We start from the raw sequence: 13,335 nt of genomic DNA on the forward strand, positions 1-13,335 counted from the left end.
CCATCCCTGGGGCTCCGGCAGCGGATCCTGAGAGGTGGTTAACATTCCTTCACCTTCTGATCGAGGCTTTCCAGGTTGAACAAGCGCTGGCGCAATGCGGGGCTCTACGTGCTCCTAGCCGTTGTCGTGATTGCGATCGGCACGGCCTTCCTGGATCGCCCTGATCCTGCCAATGCACCTCGCAACCTTCGCTACAGCGATTTTGTGGAGGCCGTTCAAGGCAACCAGATCGCCCGGGTGCTGATCTCCCCCGACCGGGGCACAGCCCAGGTCGTCGAGAACGACGGCGGCCGCGCCCTTGTCAACCTCGCTCCCGACAAGGACCTGCTCAAGCTGCTCACCGACCACAACGTCGACATCGCTGTGCAGCCCAGCCGGGAGCCGACAGCCTGGCAATCAGCCATCGGCAGCCTGCTCTTCCCCCTGCTGCTGTTGGGTGGGCTGTTTTTCCTGCTGCGCCGCGCCCAGGGTGGGGGCGGCAACCCGGCGATGAGCTTCGGCAAGAGCAAAGCCCGCGTCCAGATGGAGCCCCAGACCCAGGTCACTTTCGGGGATGTGGCTGGCATCGAAGGGGCCAAGCTTGAGCTCACCGAGGTCGTCGACTTCCTCAAGAATCCCGACCGCTTCACGGCCGTCGGCGCCAAGATTCCAAAAGGTGTTCTGCTGGTTGGCCCACCGGGCACCGGCAAGACCCTCCTGGCCAAGGCGGTCGCAGGAGAGGCCGGTGTGCCGTTCTTCTCGATCTCCGGCTCAGAGTTTGTCGAGATGTTCGTGGGGGTTGGCGCCAGCCGGGTGCGTGACCTGTTCGAGCAGGCCAAGAAGAATGCCCCATGCATCGTCTTCATCGATGAAATCGATGCCGTCGGTCGCCAGCGGGGCGCGGGCCTCGGTGGTGGAAACGATGAGCGGGAGCAGACCCTCAACCAGCTGCTCACCGAGATGGATGGGTTCGAGGGCAACACCGGCATCATCATCGTGGCGGCCACCAACCGCCCTGATGTGCTTGATTCGGCGCTGATGCGTCCGGGTCGCTTCGATCGTCAGGTGGTTGTCGACCGGCCTGATTACAACGGTCGGCTGCAGATTCTGGCAGTTCATGCCCGTGGCAAGACCCTGGCCAAAGATGTGGACCTTGATCGGGTGGCCCGTCGCACGCCCGGCTTCACGGGAGCCGACCTCGCCAACCTGCTGAACGAGGCGGCCATCCTGGCGGCCCGTCGTCAGCTCACCGAAGTTTCAATGGACGAAGTCAACGACGCGATCGAGCGCGTGATGGCTGGGCCTGAGAAGAAGGATCGGGTGATGAGCGAAAAGCGGAAGCGTCTCGTCGCATATCACGAATCCGGCCATGCCTTGGTCGGTGCCCTGATGCCCGACTACGACCCCGTCCAGAAAATCAGCATCATTCCGCGTGGACAGGCCGGTGGCCTCACCTTCTTCACCCCCAGTGAGGAACGCATGGAATCCGGCCTCTATTCCCGTGCCTATCTCCAGAACCAGATGGCAGTGGCTCTCGGCGGTCGGGTTGCTGAAGAAATCGTCTATGGCGAAGACGAAGTCACCACCGGCGCCTCCAATGACCTTCAGCAGGTGGCCCGGGTCGCCCGTCAGATGGTCACCCGCTTCGGCATGAGTGATCGGCTCGGACCGGTTGCCCTCGGCCGTCCCCAGGGAGGGATGTTCCTGGGCCGCGACATCGCCGCCGATCGTGACTTCTCCGAGGACACCGCCGCCGCGATCGACGAGGAGGTTGGGTTGTTGGTCGAGCAGGCTTACCGACGCGCCAAGGCGGTTCTGATCGACAACCGCGCGGTGCTTGATGAGCTGGCCGAAATTCTGGTGGAGAAGGAAACGGTCGACGCCGAGGAACTGCAGGAGCTGCTGATCCGCAGTGACGTGCGAGTGGCTGAATACGTCTAGTCCTTTGGCCTTGCTGGCCTCCCTGCGGAGGCAGCCGCTGCTGGTCGTGCTCCGTTGCCAGGCCACTCCAGAGGCTGTTGCCACCATTGACCAGCTCCATCGAATCGGGGTGCGGCACATTGAGCTCGCCTGGAGAGATGATCCCGGCTGGATCGATTTTTGTCTGAGTCTTCAGCGGAGCTACCCCGATCTCCTCTTCGGTTCCGCCTCGGTTTGCCACCGCGCTGCCCTGGAGGCAACCGCTGCAGCAGGCCTGGGCTATGCGATGTCGCCGATCCTCGATCCAGAGCTGTTGGACCAGGCTGACCAGCTCGGGCTCACCTTGGTGCCCGGTGTGATGACCCCCACCGAAGTCGATCGAGCCCGTCGCCTCGGTTGCCGTCTGGTGAAGTTGTTCCCAGCGGCGAATCTGGGACCCCACTACTGGCGACAGCTGGAAGCGCCACTCGGAGTCTTGCCGTTCTGCATTGCTGCTGGAGGCTTGCAGTTGGCAGCGGTGCCTGACTGGCTGGCGGCGGGTGTTGATGCTGTGGCTCTCGGCGGAGCTCTCTTTGCTGGCAGGGATGGCTCCTTCCAGCTGGATCCCGGCCTGAACGGTTTGCTGCACTGGCTCGACGCTCGCCCGCACTAGCAGATTTCTGGCCTGCGTCGAGCGCCTTGAGTTGTCAACTTCAACACAGAGGTGTTACCACTAGGAGACATCACGGCTCATTCGATGGCTCAGCTCACGATTCAGCTCAGCAGCAAGGCCGAGGCATTGATTGCGCAGCTCCAGAAGCAGATTTTCAACCGCCGCCGCAAGAAGGTCTCCGCAGCCGGGGTCGTCGAAACCCTGCTTGAAAGTGGGGCGAAGTCCCAGTCGGATAAGCGCTTCGCAACCTCCTGGCGAAATCTGGTCGATGACATCGAGAAGGCCGCTGAGATCACCCACAGGCACGGCACCAAGCCAGCTGCGATCAGTGATCAGGAGTGGGCCCTGATCCTTTCCCATCGGAGCCGTAACGGCTCTGGCAGCGATGCTTCTGTCGCGGCCAGGCCCCTTCCACGCCAGACCGCGTCCACCAAGTCGACCACCAAGTCGGCCGCCAGGTCGACACCCCGCTCGAAGGCCACCACCACTGTTGCTGCGGCCAAACCAGCCGCTGCCACCGCAGCCAGCCGCCCAGCCAAGCTCAGCCCTGCGAAAGCGTCCCTCGCCTCCGCTGGGTCTTTGAAGTCGGAGCCCATCAAGGCGGCCCGCACTCCCTCAAAGCAGGCCAGGACAACGCCGAAGCCAGCTGCTAAGTCAACTGTGAAGTCAACTGCAAAGGCGATAACGAAGACAGCTCCGAAGACGGCTCCGAAGACAGCTCCGAAGACAGCGCCAAAGCCAAAGGCCACCGCTGCGGCCAAGTCAACGGCTTCCTCTTCCCTGGCCAAGCGCATGGCCAAAGCCGTGAGCAGGCTCAGCACATCCACCGTTGCCCCGCTCAGCAACGGCGATGGTCCCCTGACGCCATCGGCCCCGCCGGCTGCTCCAGCCAACTAGCTACCAGAGGCTGCACTGAGCCTGCTGACGCAGCAGGTGGTCGGCCAGCACCAGAGCCACCATCGCTTCCACCATCGGCACCGCCCGGGGCAGCACGCAGGGGTCGTGGCGGCCCTTGGCTTCCAGCACCGTGGCCTCGCCGGCGGCGGTGATCGTCTGCTGGGCTTTGCGGATCGTGGCGGTGGGTTTGAAGGCCACCCGCAGCACGATGTCCTCGCCGTTGCTGATGCCCCCCTGGATGCCACCGGAGTTGTTGGTGGCGGTGCGCAGGCTGCCGTCGCCGGTGGCGACGAAGGGGTCGTTGTGCTCACTACCCCGCTGCAGGCTGCCGCCGAAGCCCGAGCCGATCTCGAAGCCCTTGGTGGCCGGCAGCGACATCACCGCCTTGGCCAGATCGGCTTCCAGCTTGTCGAAGACCGGCATGCCCAGCCCCACCGGCGCCCGGCGCACCACGCACTCGATCACGCCGCCGCAGGAATCACCCTCGCGGCCGATCGCCTCGATCCGCTCGATCATCTGCTCGGCGCAGGCAGCATCAGGGCAACGCACGATGTTGGCCTCCACGTCGTCGAGGCTCACCCTGGCTGGATCGATCGTGGCCTCGATGGTGTGGATCCGCTTCACCCAGGCGATCACCTCGGTGCCATGGGCTCTGGCCAGCAATTGCTTGGCGATGGCACCGGCGGCCACCCGGCCGATCGTTTCCCGCGCCGAGGCCCGGCCGCCGCCACTGCGGGCCTGGATGCCGTATTTGGCCTGGTAGGTGGCATCGGCGTGGGAGGGACGGAACGCCACCTCCATCTCCTTGTAATCGTTGGGCCGCTGGTCCCTGTTGCGCACCACCATCGCGATCGGCGTGCCCAGGGTGACCCCATCGAGCAGGCCGCTGAGGATCTCGACGCGGTCGTCTTCCTTGCGGGGGGTGGTGATCTTGCTCTGGCCGGGCTTCCTGCGGTCGAGCTCCGCCTGAATGGCCTCAAGATCGAGCGCCAGCCGTGGCGGGCAGCCATCGACGATGACGCCCACGCCACCGCCGTGGGATTCACCGAAGGTGCTGATGCGGAAGAGGTGTCCGAAGCTGCTGCCCATGGGCTGGAGCCTACTGAAACGCTCCGACTGCGGTTCTGCTGGTTCGACCGCCGTGGGGCATCGGCTTCAGCTGCCGGTTTCCCTCATCCTGCCAACGAAGGCCGCTTCGGCCTCCTTGCTGGCCAGGGCGCCCTCATCGACAATGATGATCCGGTCGGCCACATCGAGAATCTTGTTGTCGTGGGTCACCATGATGATCGTAGTCTTGTGATTGGTGGCCATCTCACGCATCAGATTCACCACATTGCGGCCTGATTCCTTATCGAGGGCCGCGGTGGGCTCATCGCCGAGCAGGATCTTCGGTTGCGCCACCATGGCCCGGGCAATCGCCACCCGCTGCCTCTGGCCGCCGGAAAGATTGGCGGGAAAGTAGTCTTCCCGATCGCCGAGACCGACTTTCTCGAGCATTTCTGCCGCCAGCCTGTCCATGTCTTCCTCGTAATACTGATCGTGCAGTTCGAGGGAGAGGCGCACGTTCTTCCTGGCGTTGAGGAACATCATCAGGTTGTGGGCCTGGAAGATGAAGCCCACATTGAGGCGCAGCTTCGCCAGGACCTCCTTGCCGGCTCCATGGAGTTCCTCGCCGAGGATCTTCAGGCTGCCGTCCTGGCAGGCCCGCAAGCCGCCCAGCATGGTGAGCAGGGTGGTCTTGCCGGAACCGGAAGGCCCTGTGCAGATCACGATCTCGCCCGGCTGAATGTCGAGTGTGATGTCCTTGAGGGCTTGCTTGCGGCTGTCGCCGCTGCCGAACCAGTGGTTCACGTGTTTCAGGGAGATCACGGGCTCGCCGGTTGGCAGGGTTTCACCGGTTGGCAGGGTTTCACCGGTGGGCAAGGAATCGCCGGCGGGCAGAGATTCTTCAGTGGGCACTGATTCACCAGTGGGCACTGATCCGGATTCAGAAGACATCGGCTGGATCGAGTTCCACCAATTTGCGGGTGGCCAGGGCGCCGGATCCCACGCACATCACGAAGGTGAGGATCAACACCTGCAAGGCCCGGTTCAGGGTCATGAACACCGTGAGCTTGGTGACGTTGGCCAGCAGGCTGTAAAGACCCATGGAGATGATCACACCCGGCACGAAGCCGATCACCGCCAGAATGGCCGACTGCTGGATCACCACGCTGATCACGAAGGAATCGGTGTAGCCCATCGCCTTCAGGGTGGCGTACTGGGGCAGATTGTTCATCACGTCACCGAAGAGGATCTGGTACACGATGATGCTGCCCACCACGAAGCCCACCAGAACGCCGAGGGAGAAGATGAATCCCACCGAGGAGTTGCGCTTCCAGTAGTTCACCTCCAGTTCGGCCAGTTGAGTGCGGGTGAGCACCTTCACGTCTTTCGCCATCAATGGCTGCAGGGCGGCCTGCACGGCGCTGGCGGAGCTGCCTGGCCGCAGGCGGATCAGGCCCAGTTGGATCATGCGTTGATCCGCCTTGGGGAACATGTAGAGAAAGGTGTTCTCGCTGACGATCAGATTGGCCTCGGCCGCGAAGGTGGCCCCCATCGAGAAGGTGTCGATGATGCGGATCGATTTGCCGTTGATCTCGAGTGGATAGACGCCATCACGCTTCACGACGCCGGCGACATCGCCGTATTGCTTTTTGGAGTTGCGATCGAAGAATGCGCTGCGCAGCGGCTGCAGCCGGAAAGGATCGTTCTCGAGTTCAGGAAAGGCAAGGGAGGGCTTGGTGAGATCCACCCCGAAGGTGTAGATGTCGTAAGACTGCCGGGTGGCGGGGGTGATCCAGACGCCCCGCGAGATGCGCAGTGGCGAGATGCTCTCTACCCCTTCCACCCCGAGGGCCTGGTAGAGCCGGCTGCGTTGGAAGGTCTGCAGCGAGGCGAAGTTGCTGTAGCCCTCACTCACCATCACCAGATCGGCGCGGAGGCGGTCGATGGGTTTGCGCTGGCTGTTGTAGAGGCTGTCCAGCAAACCCAGCTGAAAGAACATCAGCAGGTTCGAGAAGCTCACACCCGCCAGGGCGATCATCATCTTCACCGGGTTGTTGGTGACCTGCAGCCAGGCCACCGGGGTGCGTTTCAGCAGCTTGCGCAGGGGGCTGATCATGGCGCCGGTGCCGGCTTGGGGTCGAACACCACGTTCACCTGGAGATTGGAGGCATAGCCGATCCGCTTCTGCTCGGAGTCATTGAGCTGGAGGTTCAGCTTCACCTCGAATACCCGTTGGTCCTGATTCTCACCAGGCTCCCCGGCAAAGATGGTCTGCTTCTGCACCTGGGGAATCACCTGGTATACCTTGCCCTTGAGGCTGCCCTCGATGCCATCGGCGGTGATGGTGGCGCCCTGGCCCATGCCGATCATGCGCATGTCGGTCTGATAGACCTCTGCCGTCACGACCATGCGGCTGGTGTCGGCCATCTCGAGGATGCCCTGGTCGCTCACCTTGTCGCCTGGCCTGGCGATGATCTTGAGGATGCGCCCGTTCTGGGGCGCGCGCACCGTGGCGAACTCGAATTCCTGACGGGCCCGGTCGCGGGCGGCGACCGCCTTGCGCAATTCATTGTTGGCGGTGGTGATGTCTTCGGGGCGCACCTCCTTGATCTGCTCCAGGGTCTGCCTGGCGCTCTCGATGTCAGAGCGAAGGGTGAGCAGGGTGCCGTCGCGGGTTTCGATCGCCTTGGCCAGATCGGCAGCACTGGTCTCGGAGCGGGTGCGGTAGCGGTCCCGCTCGAGCGCCGATACGCCCCCATTGGCGTACAGGCCGTCGTAGCGCTGCTGTTCAACCCGTGCCTCGTTGGCTTTGGCGCGGGCGGCATTGACGGCCTGATCCTGGGCGAGCTTCTGGGCGGCCAGCTTGCGCTCCAGGCTCTGCACGTTGAACTCCTGCGCGCGGATCTCACCCTGCTTGGCACCGGCCCTCACCTGTGCCAACTTGCTCTGGGCCACGGCCACATTCTCGTTGGCCTCGTCGTAGGACGCCTTGAGGGTGCCGTAGCTGTTCAGCCGGGCCAGGGGTGTCCCGCGCGTCACCCAGGTGTTCTCCTCCACCAGGATGTCTTCGATGCGGTCGCCGCTCAGAGAGCTCGACACAGCCACTTTGCGGATCTTGGTTTCAGGCTCGATGCGCCCCAGTGCGGACACACGCCGAGCTGCGGCGACAGGGGGCGGACCGGCTGGTTTCGGCTGGCAGCCCTGCAGGGTTGCACCCATTCCGATCCAGGAAAGCCCGATCAGAGCGATCGCCAGACCCCCTGGAGATCGGCTCCGCCGTTGCTGGCGATGGGCGATGGTTCCTCCGCAACGAACCTTGAAATACGTGCTCACTTTAGGCAGCTCCTTGTGCCCAAGCCCAGGGGGAAACTGGCATGTGCCAACAAAAAGCCCCCGCCATGGCGGGGGATTGGCTTCAATCCACGCGAAGCAGTTGGTGGACCCTATGGATCCACCAGCCTGGATCAGCCGATCGCCGGAGCGATCAGAGCCACAGGGGTGGCTTCTGCCGAAGCCAGATCGAGCGGGAAGTTGTGAGCGTTGCGCTCGTGCATCACTTCCATACCAAGGCCTGCACGGTTCAGCACATCAGCCCAGGTGTTGATCACGCGGCCCTGGCCATCGAGGATCGACTGGTTGAAGTTGAAACCGTTCAGGTTGAAGGCCATCGTGCTCACGCCCAAGGCGGTGAACCAGATGCCGATCACCGGCCAGGCGGCCAGCAGGAAGTGCAGGCTGCGGCTGTTGTTGAAGGAGGCGTACTGGAAGATCAGGCGACCGAAGTAGCCGTGGGCGGCCACGATGTTGTAGGTCTCCTCTTCCTGGCCGAACTTGTAGCCGTAGTTCTGGCTCTCGCTTTCGGTGGTTTCACGCACCAGCGAGCTGGTGACGAGCGAACCATGCATCGCCGAGAAAAGCGAACCACCGAACACACCGGCCACACCCAGCATGTGGAAGGGGTGCATCAGGATGTTGTGCTCGGCCTGGAACACCAGCATGAAGTTGAAGGTGCCGGAGATGCCGAGGGGCATGCCGTCGGAGAACGAACCCTGACCGAAGGGGTAGATCAGGAACACAGCTGAAGCAGCGGCCACTGGGGCGCTGTAGGCCACGCAGATCCAGGGACGCATGCCGAGGCGGTAGGAGAGTTCCCACTCACGGCCCATGTAGCAGAAGATGCCGATCAGGAAGTGGAAGATCACCAGCTGATAAGGGCCACCGTTGTAGAGCCACTCATCGAGGCTGGCGGCTTCCCAGATCGGGTAGAAGTGCAGGCCGATGGCATTGCTGGAGGGAACAACAGCACCGGAGATGATGTTGTTGCCATACATCAGTGAACCGGCGACGGGCTCACGGATGCCGTCGATGTCAACGGGGGGTGCAGCCACGAAGGCCACGATGAAGCAGATGGTGGCAGCCAGCAGGGTGGGGATCATCAGCACACCGAACCAGCCCACGTAGAGGCGGTTGTTGGTGGAGGTGACCCACTCACAGAACTGACTCCAGGCAGAAGCGCCTTGGCGCTGCTGAAGAGTTGAGGTCATGAGGACGAGAGATAGTGCCCCCGAAGGGACGAGGAAGTAGGGCGGCTGGCGGAACCGGAATTCCTGCCGTGATCTGCCGAAGCAGGATCATCGCCTCAGTAAATGTAACAGATTCTTGCGCTGTGTGTGGAAGGCTTGAGCGCCGCAGCGGAGGCCCCGGGAGCGCGCCTGGCGGCCCTGCCGCCCACTCCCGGTGGTTAGCGTCCAGCTTCACCCTGTCCGGTCCATGGTCCTCGCCGCACGCCAGCAGAGCGCCCCTCGGCTTGCCCTGGCAGACCCTGCCTCCGAACGGGTTCTGCTGATCCGGTTGCCCTGCAACCCGATTTTCCCGATCGGCCCCATCTATCTGGCTGACCACCTTCACAAAGCCTTCCCCGATCTCCCTCAACGGATTCTCGACCTGGCCGCCTCGCCTCTGCTTGATGTGGAGCGGGTGCTGCTGGAGGAGGTGGAGGCGTTCCGCCCCACGCTGCTGGTCTTTTCCTGGCGTGACATCCAGATCTATGCACCGGTGGACGGCCGGGGCGGCAACCCGCTTCAGAATTCCTTCGAGGTGTTCTATGCGGCCAACCCCTTGCGGCGATTGCGCGGCGCCCTCGGAGGCCTGCGGCTGATGGCCGCGTTCTATGGAGAACTCGGCCGCAATCTGCGTCTGGTGAGGCGGGCCCTGCGCCAGGCCCACCGCTTCCAGGCCCGTGCCCGTGTGGTGATCGGTGGCGGTGCTGTGAGTGTGTTCTACGAACAGCTCGGTCGGCGTCTTCCAGCCGGCACGGTTGTCTCGGTCGGCGAAGGGGAGCAGTTGCTCGAGAAGTTGATTCGTGGCGAGGACCTGGCGGCAGAGCGTTGTTTCGTGGTGGGGGAGCCCCCTCGCCCCGGCCTCGTGCATGAGCAGCCTTCCAACCTGTTCAAAACTGCCTGCAACTACGACTACATCGCCTCAATCTGGCCGCAGCTTGATTGGTATCTCGAAGCCGGCGACTTTTACGTGGGGGTGCAGACCAAGCGTGGCTGTCCCCATAACTGCTGCTATTGCGTCTACACCGTGGTGGAAGGGAAGCAGGTCAGGCTCAACCCAGTGGCGGAAGTGGTTGCCGAGATGGGCGATCTCTATCGACGCGGTGTGCGTGGTTTCTGGTTCACAGACGCCCAGTTCATCCCTGCCCGTCGTTATATCGAGGATGCCAAGGAGTTGCTCCGGGCGATTCTGGCCGCCGGGATGACTGATATTCACTGGGCTGCGTATATCCGCGCCGACAACATTGACGCTGAGCTGGCCACCCTGATGGTGGAGACCGGCATGAGCTATTTCGAGATCGGCATCACTTCAGGCAGCCAGGAGTTGGTTCGTAAGATGCGGATGGGATACAATCTTCGAACTGTGCTTGAAAACTGTCGGTTGCTCGCCGCGGCTGGCTTCCGAGAGCAGGTTTCCGTGAACTATTCGTTCAACGTGATCGATGAGCGGCCGGAGACAATCCGCCAGACCGTTGCCTATCACCGCGAACTGGAGCTAATTTTCGGCTCCGACAAAGTGGAGCCCGCCATCTTTTTCATCGGCCTGCAGCCCCACACCCACCTTGAGCAGTACGGTTTCGAGCAGGGCCTGCTCAAGCCCGGCTACAACCCGATGAGCATGATGCCCTGGACGGCGAGAAAGTTGCTCTGGAATCCCGAGCCGATGGGCAGCACCTTCGGTCGTGTCTGCCTGGAGGCGTTTGAAACCAATCCCCAGGATTTCGGCCGCACCGTGATGGCCATCCTGGAGCGTGACTATGGCCAGGCTCCACTCGAGCAGGCGCTGCGCGCTCCCGTTGAAGGGCGCCGGGCCCTTGCCACCGCCGTGCTCTGAGCCTGGCTGAGTGCCCTCAACTCTGCCAGTGCCCGCGCCGCCACAGCAGCAATCCTCCCAGTCCCAGCCAGCCGATCACCCCGCCGATCGGATTGGGGCTGGGCATGCCTGGGCCGATCAGCCAGCCTGGAGCGCTGCTGGAGATCTCCAGCAATCCGGTCTGCAGAACGAACCAGCCACCTACCAGTCCCCCGTGCAGTCCCAGGGCTCCCCAGAGGGAACCCCGGTCGGAGCGACGTTGCAGGGCCAGAACAATTCCGAGCAGGATCAACCCCCCCAGCAGCCCGATCGCGCCTGGGCCGCCCAGCCGATACCAGGGGTGCAGCAGGCCGAAGATGCTGGCCTGGAGCAGCAGGGCCTGCCGGGCCCCGGCCTGCAGGGCCAGCTCCCCCCAGAGCCAGCCGCGAAACAGAAGTTCCTCGGCGAAGCCCACCCCTGCCGCCAGAGCCAGGCCATTGAGCGCAGTCCCCCAACCGAGCCGCCAGGACCAGCTGGCCTGGCCAGCCACCACCAGGACGGCAGTCACCAGAGTCAGCAGCAGGCTGGCCATCAGCAGCCCCCGCAGCAGGCTTCGCAGCCCGTTGGCGAGCGGCAGCCGCAGGCCCAGTCTTTGCCAGGGCCGAGTTTCCCCCCAGACCCGCTCCAGTCTCCGGGGCAAGGTCAGCAGGAGCAGCAGCAGGGCCAGCACCAGTCCGGCCAGGTCGAGCTGGTCGGGTCTGAGAGTTGGGGAGATCAGCGCCAGGGGCCTGGCCGTCAGCCAGCCGACTGCGTAGAGAAGGGGCACATAAAGCAGGGTGCCAAGCCAGCGGGGACCTTCCTGGGCAAAGGCCGGCAACTCAGCCCTCCGGCTCGATCGTGCTGCTGAGCCCTTTGCCTTTGAGGGTTTCGCTGTAGAACTCCGCCGGCTCCAGGTCGCAGACGATCACCAGGCCGACCCCGGTGTTATGAGCTTCGAGCATCACGGCGATGGCATCCTGTTCACTCAGGGAAGGCACCACCTGGCGCAGGGTGCCGACCACGTACTCCATCGAATTGACCGGATCGTTGTGCAGGAGCACCCGATAGCGCGGGGATGGTTTGCGGACACGCTGCACCTCCTTCTCGATCACCGCGGCCCCCCCGGGCGTGCGGGTCGGCGTTTCAACCGACATGGCCACTGCAGAAAGAATGATCCAATCTAGGCAGCGACCTTGCCATGGGAAGCCAGGCCACAGCGGCTGATGCGGCCCATCGCCTCCTGCACATTGGCTCGGCTGTTGAAGGCTGAAAGGCGCAGATACCCTTCCCCAGCGGCACCGAAGCCGCTGCCCGGGGTGCCGACCACATGGGCTTCCTCCAGCAGGCGGTCAAAGAAGCCCCAGGAGTCGAGGCCTGTCGGTGTCTGGATCCAGACGTAAGGGGCCTGCTGGCCGCCATGCACCGTGAGGCCAGCCGCTGTGAGTTGCTGTCGGATGATCGCGGCATTCTCCATGTAGAAGTCGACCAGCGCCTTCACCTGGGCCTGTCCGGCTGGCGTGTAGACCGCTTCGGCACCCCGTTGCACGATGTAGCTCACTCCGTTGAACTTTGTGCTCTGACGGCGATTCCAGAGGCTCCAGATCTCCACGTTCTCCCCATCGTCGCCTCGTCCCATCAGCCCACGGGGCACCACCGTGAAGGCGCAGCGGGTTCCTGTGAAACCGGCATTCTTGGAAAAGGAGCGAAACTCGATCGCGCACTGGCGGGCTCCCTCGATCTCGTAGATCGAATGGGGCAGCTCCGGGTCGCGGATGAATGCCTCGTAGGCGGCGTCGAAGAGGATCAGGGCTTCGTTGGCCAGGGCATAGTCCACCCATTGCTTCAGGTGGTCACGGCTGGCCACCGCGCCGGTGGGGTTGTTGGGGAAGCAGAGGTAGATCAGGTCAACCTGTTGCTCCGGCAGCGGGGCTGTGAAACCGTTGGCGGCCGTGATCGGCAGGTAGGTGAGGCGGCCATAACGGCCGTTCGGGCCGGCCTCATCCGTGCGGCCTGCCATCACGTTGCTGTCGACGTACACCGGGTAGACAGGATCAGTGACGGCAATGCGGTTATCAGGTCCCAGGATGTCGAGGATGTTGCTGCTGTCGCATTTCGAGCCGTCGGAGACGAAGATCTCCTCGGGCTCGATCGCGCAGCCACGGGCCTGGAAATCGTGGGCCGCAATCGCCTCGCGCAGCCAGAGGTAACCCTGCTCGGGGCCATAACCGTGGAAACCGCTCCGGCTGCCCATGGCGTCGATGGCAGCCCGCATGGCTGAGCAGCAGGCCTCCGGCAGTGGTTCGGTCACGTCACCGATGCCCAGGCGGATCAGGGCCGCCTCCGGGTGGGCGGCGGAGAACTGCGACACCCGTCGCGCGATCTCTGGAAAGAGATAGCCCGCCTTGAGCTTCAGGTAATTGGCATTGATCTGAACCACGGCGGCCCCATGC

General features: G+C 63.5%; 13 protein-coding genes. 3 read left to right on the forward strand and 10 right to left on the reverse strand.

Going from position 1 to position 13,335, the window contains the following annotated elements:
- Window positions 1-75: 75 nt before the first annotated feature.
- Window positions 76-1,920 carry an ATP-dependent zinc metalloprotease FtsH3 gene (gene ftsH3 / locus ACXMDY_RS14280; protein ID WP_259701387.1) on the forward strand — a complete coding sequence of 615 codons (1,845 nt, stop codon included), beginning with the start codon at window positions 76-78 and terminating at the stop codon, window positions 1,918-1,920.
- 10 nt (window positions 1,921-1,930) lie between these two features.
- Window positions 1,931-2,551, forward strand: coding sequence for a bifunctional 4-hydroxy-2-oxoglutarate aldolase/2-dehydro-3-deoxy-phosphogluconate aldolase (locus ACXMDY_RS14285; RefSeq protein WP_259701388.1), 621 nt, complete (start codon window positions 1,931-1,933; stop codon window positions 2,549-2,551).
- A gap of 60 nt (window positions 2,552-2,611) precedes the next feature.
- On the opposite strand, the gene ACXMDY_RS14290 is transcribed toward ACXMDY_RS14285, so the two are convergent.
- From ACXMDY_RS14290 to psbA, 7 genes are all read right to left on the reverse strand, one after another.
- A complete protein-coding gene (locus ACXMDY_RS14290; RefSeq protein ID WP_259701389.1) occupies window positions 2,612-2,857 on the reverse strand; it encodes a hypothetical protein in 246 nt (81 codons plus the stop codon).
- A 26-nt stretch (window positions 2,858-2,883) separates the two neighbouring features.
- The gene (locus ACXMDY_RS14295; RefSeq protein ID WP_259701390.1) at window positions 2,884-3,378 is read right to left on the reverse strand and encodes a hypothetical protein; all 495 of its coding nucleotides are present in this window, start codon (window positions 3,376-3,378) and stop codon (window positions 2,884-2,886) included.
- A gap of 70 nt (window positions 3,379-3,448) precedes the next feature.
- Entirely contained in the window at window positions 3,449-4,537 is a 1,089-nt protein-coding gene (gene aroC, locus ACXMDY_RS14300; RefSeq protein ID WP_259701391.1) for a chorismate synthase, read from the reverse strand.
- 66 nt (window positions 4,538-4,603) lie between these two features.
- Window positions 4,604-5,371 (reverse strand): ATP-binding cassette domain-containing protein, encoded by a 768-nt coding sequence (locus ACXMDY_RS14305; protein ID WP_399243741.1) that lies wholly within the window; start codon window positions 5,369-5,371, stop codon window positions 4,604-4,606.
- 64 nt (window positions 5,372-5,435) lie between these two features.
- A complete protein-coding gene (gene devC, locus ACXMDY_RS14310) occupies window positions 5,436-6,611 on the reverse strand; it encodes an ABC transporter permease DevC (protein ID WP_259701392.1) in 1,176 nt (391 codons plus the stop codon).
- Window positions 6,608-7,714, reverse strand: coding sequence for an efflux RND transporter periplasmic adaptor subunit (locus ACXMDY_RS14315; RefSeq protein ID WP_259728021.1), 1,107 nt, complete (start codon window positions 7,712-7,714; stop codon window positions 6,608-6,610). Before ACXMDY_RS14315 ends, devC begins: the two co-directional genes overlap by 4 nt.
- 245 nt (window positions 7,715-7,959) lie before the next feature.
- Window positions 7,960-9,039, reverse strand: coding sequence for a photosystem II q(b) protein (gene psbA, locus ACXMDY_RS14320; RefSeq protein ID WP_259728032.1), 1,080 nt, complete (start codon window positions 9,037-9,039; stop codon window positions 7,960-7,962).
- A 226-nt stretch (window positions 9,040-9,265) separates the two neighbouring features.
- Here psbA and ACXMDY_RS14325 point away from each other — a divergent pair, with 226 nt between their 5' ends.
- Window positions 9,266-10,888 carry a photosystem II high light acclimation radical SAM protein gene (locus tag ACXMDY_RS14325; RefSeq protein WP_259700740.1) on the forward strand — a complete coding sequence of 541 codons (1,623 nt, stop codon included), beginning with the start codon at window positions 9,266-9,268 and terminating at the stop codon, window positions 10,886-10,888.
- Between the two features lie 16 nt (window positions 10,889-10,904).
- Here the strand turns inward: ACXMDY_RS14325 and ACXMDY_RS14330 are convergent, their stop codons facing one another.
- The 3 genes from ACXMDY_RS14330 to ACXMDY_RS14340 are packed head-to-tail and all read right to left on the reverse strand — an operon-like array spanning window position 10,905 to window position 13,322.
- On the reverse strand, window positions 10,905-11,723 hold the full coding sequence (locus tag ACXMDY_RS14330; RefSeq protein ID WP_259700741.1) for a CPBP family intramembrane glutamic endopeptidase: 819 nt from the start codon (window positions 11,721-11,723) through the stop codon (window positions 10,905-10,907).
- Between the two features lies 1 nt (window position 11,724).
- The gene (gene clpS, locus ACXMDY_RS14335; RefSeq protein ID WP_259700742.1) at window positions 11,725-12,039 is read right to left on the reverse strand and encodes an ATP-dependent Clp protease adapter ClpS; all 315 of its coding nucleotides are present in this window, start codon (window positions 12,037-12,039) and stop codon (window positions 11,725-11,727) included.
- 26 nt (window positions 12,040-12,065) lie between these two features.
- Window positions 12,066-13,322: an LL-diaminopimelate aminotransferase gene (locus tag ACXMDY_RS14340; protein ID WP_259700743.1), complete on the reverse strand. Its 1,257-nt coding sequence runs from the start codon at window positions 13,320-13,322 to the stop codon at window positions 12,066-12,068.
- Between the last annotated feature and the right edge of the window lie 13 nt (window positions 13,323-13,335).

The sequence above is a fragment of the Cyanobium sp. ULC082 genome (genome assembly GCF_977927535.1).

Excerpts from the sequence above, each read along its gene's own strand:
- ACXMDY_RS14315 (WP_259728021.1), bottom strand. The coding sequence starts at position 7,714 with ATGGGTGCAACCCTGCAGGGCTGCCAGCCGAAACCAGCCGGTCCGCCC.
- aroC (WP_259701391.1), bottom strand. The coding sequence starts at position 4,537 with ATGGGCAGCAGCTTCGGACACCTCTTCCGCATCAGCACCTTCGGTGAA.
- psbA (WP_259728032.1), bottom strand. The coding sequence starts at position 9,039 with ATGACCTCAACTCTTCAGCAGCGCCAAGGCGCTTCTGCCTGGAGTCAG.
- clpS (WP_259700742.1), bottom strand. The coding sequence starts at position 12,039 with ATGTCGGTTGAAACGCCGACCCGCACGCCCGGGGGGGCCGCGGTGATC.
- ACXMDY_RS14325 (WP_259700740.1), top strand. The coding sequence starts at position 9,266 with ATGGTCCTCGCCGCACGCCAGCAGAGCGCCCCTCGGCTTGCCCTGGCA.
- devC (WP_259701392.1), bottom strand. The coding sequence starts at position 6,611 with ATGATCAGCCCCCTGCGCAAGCTGCTGAAACGCACCCCGGTGGCCTGG.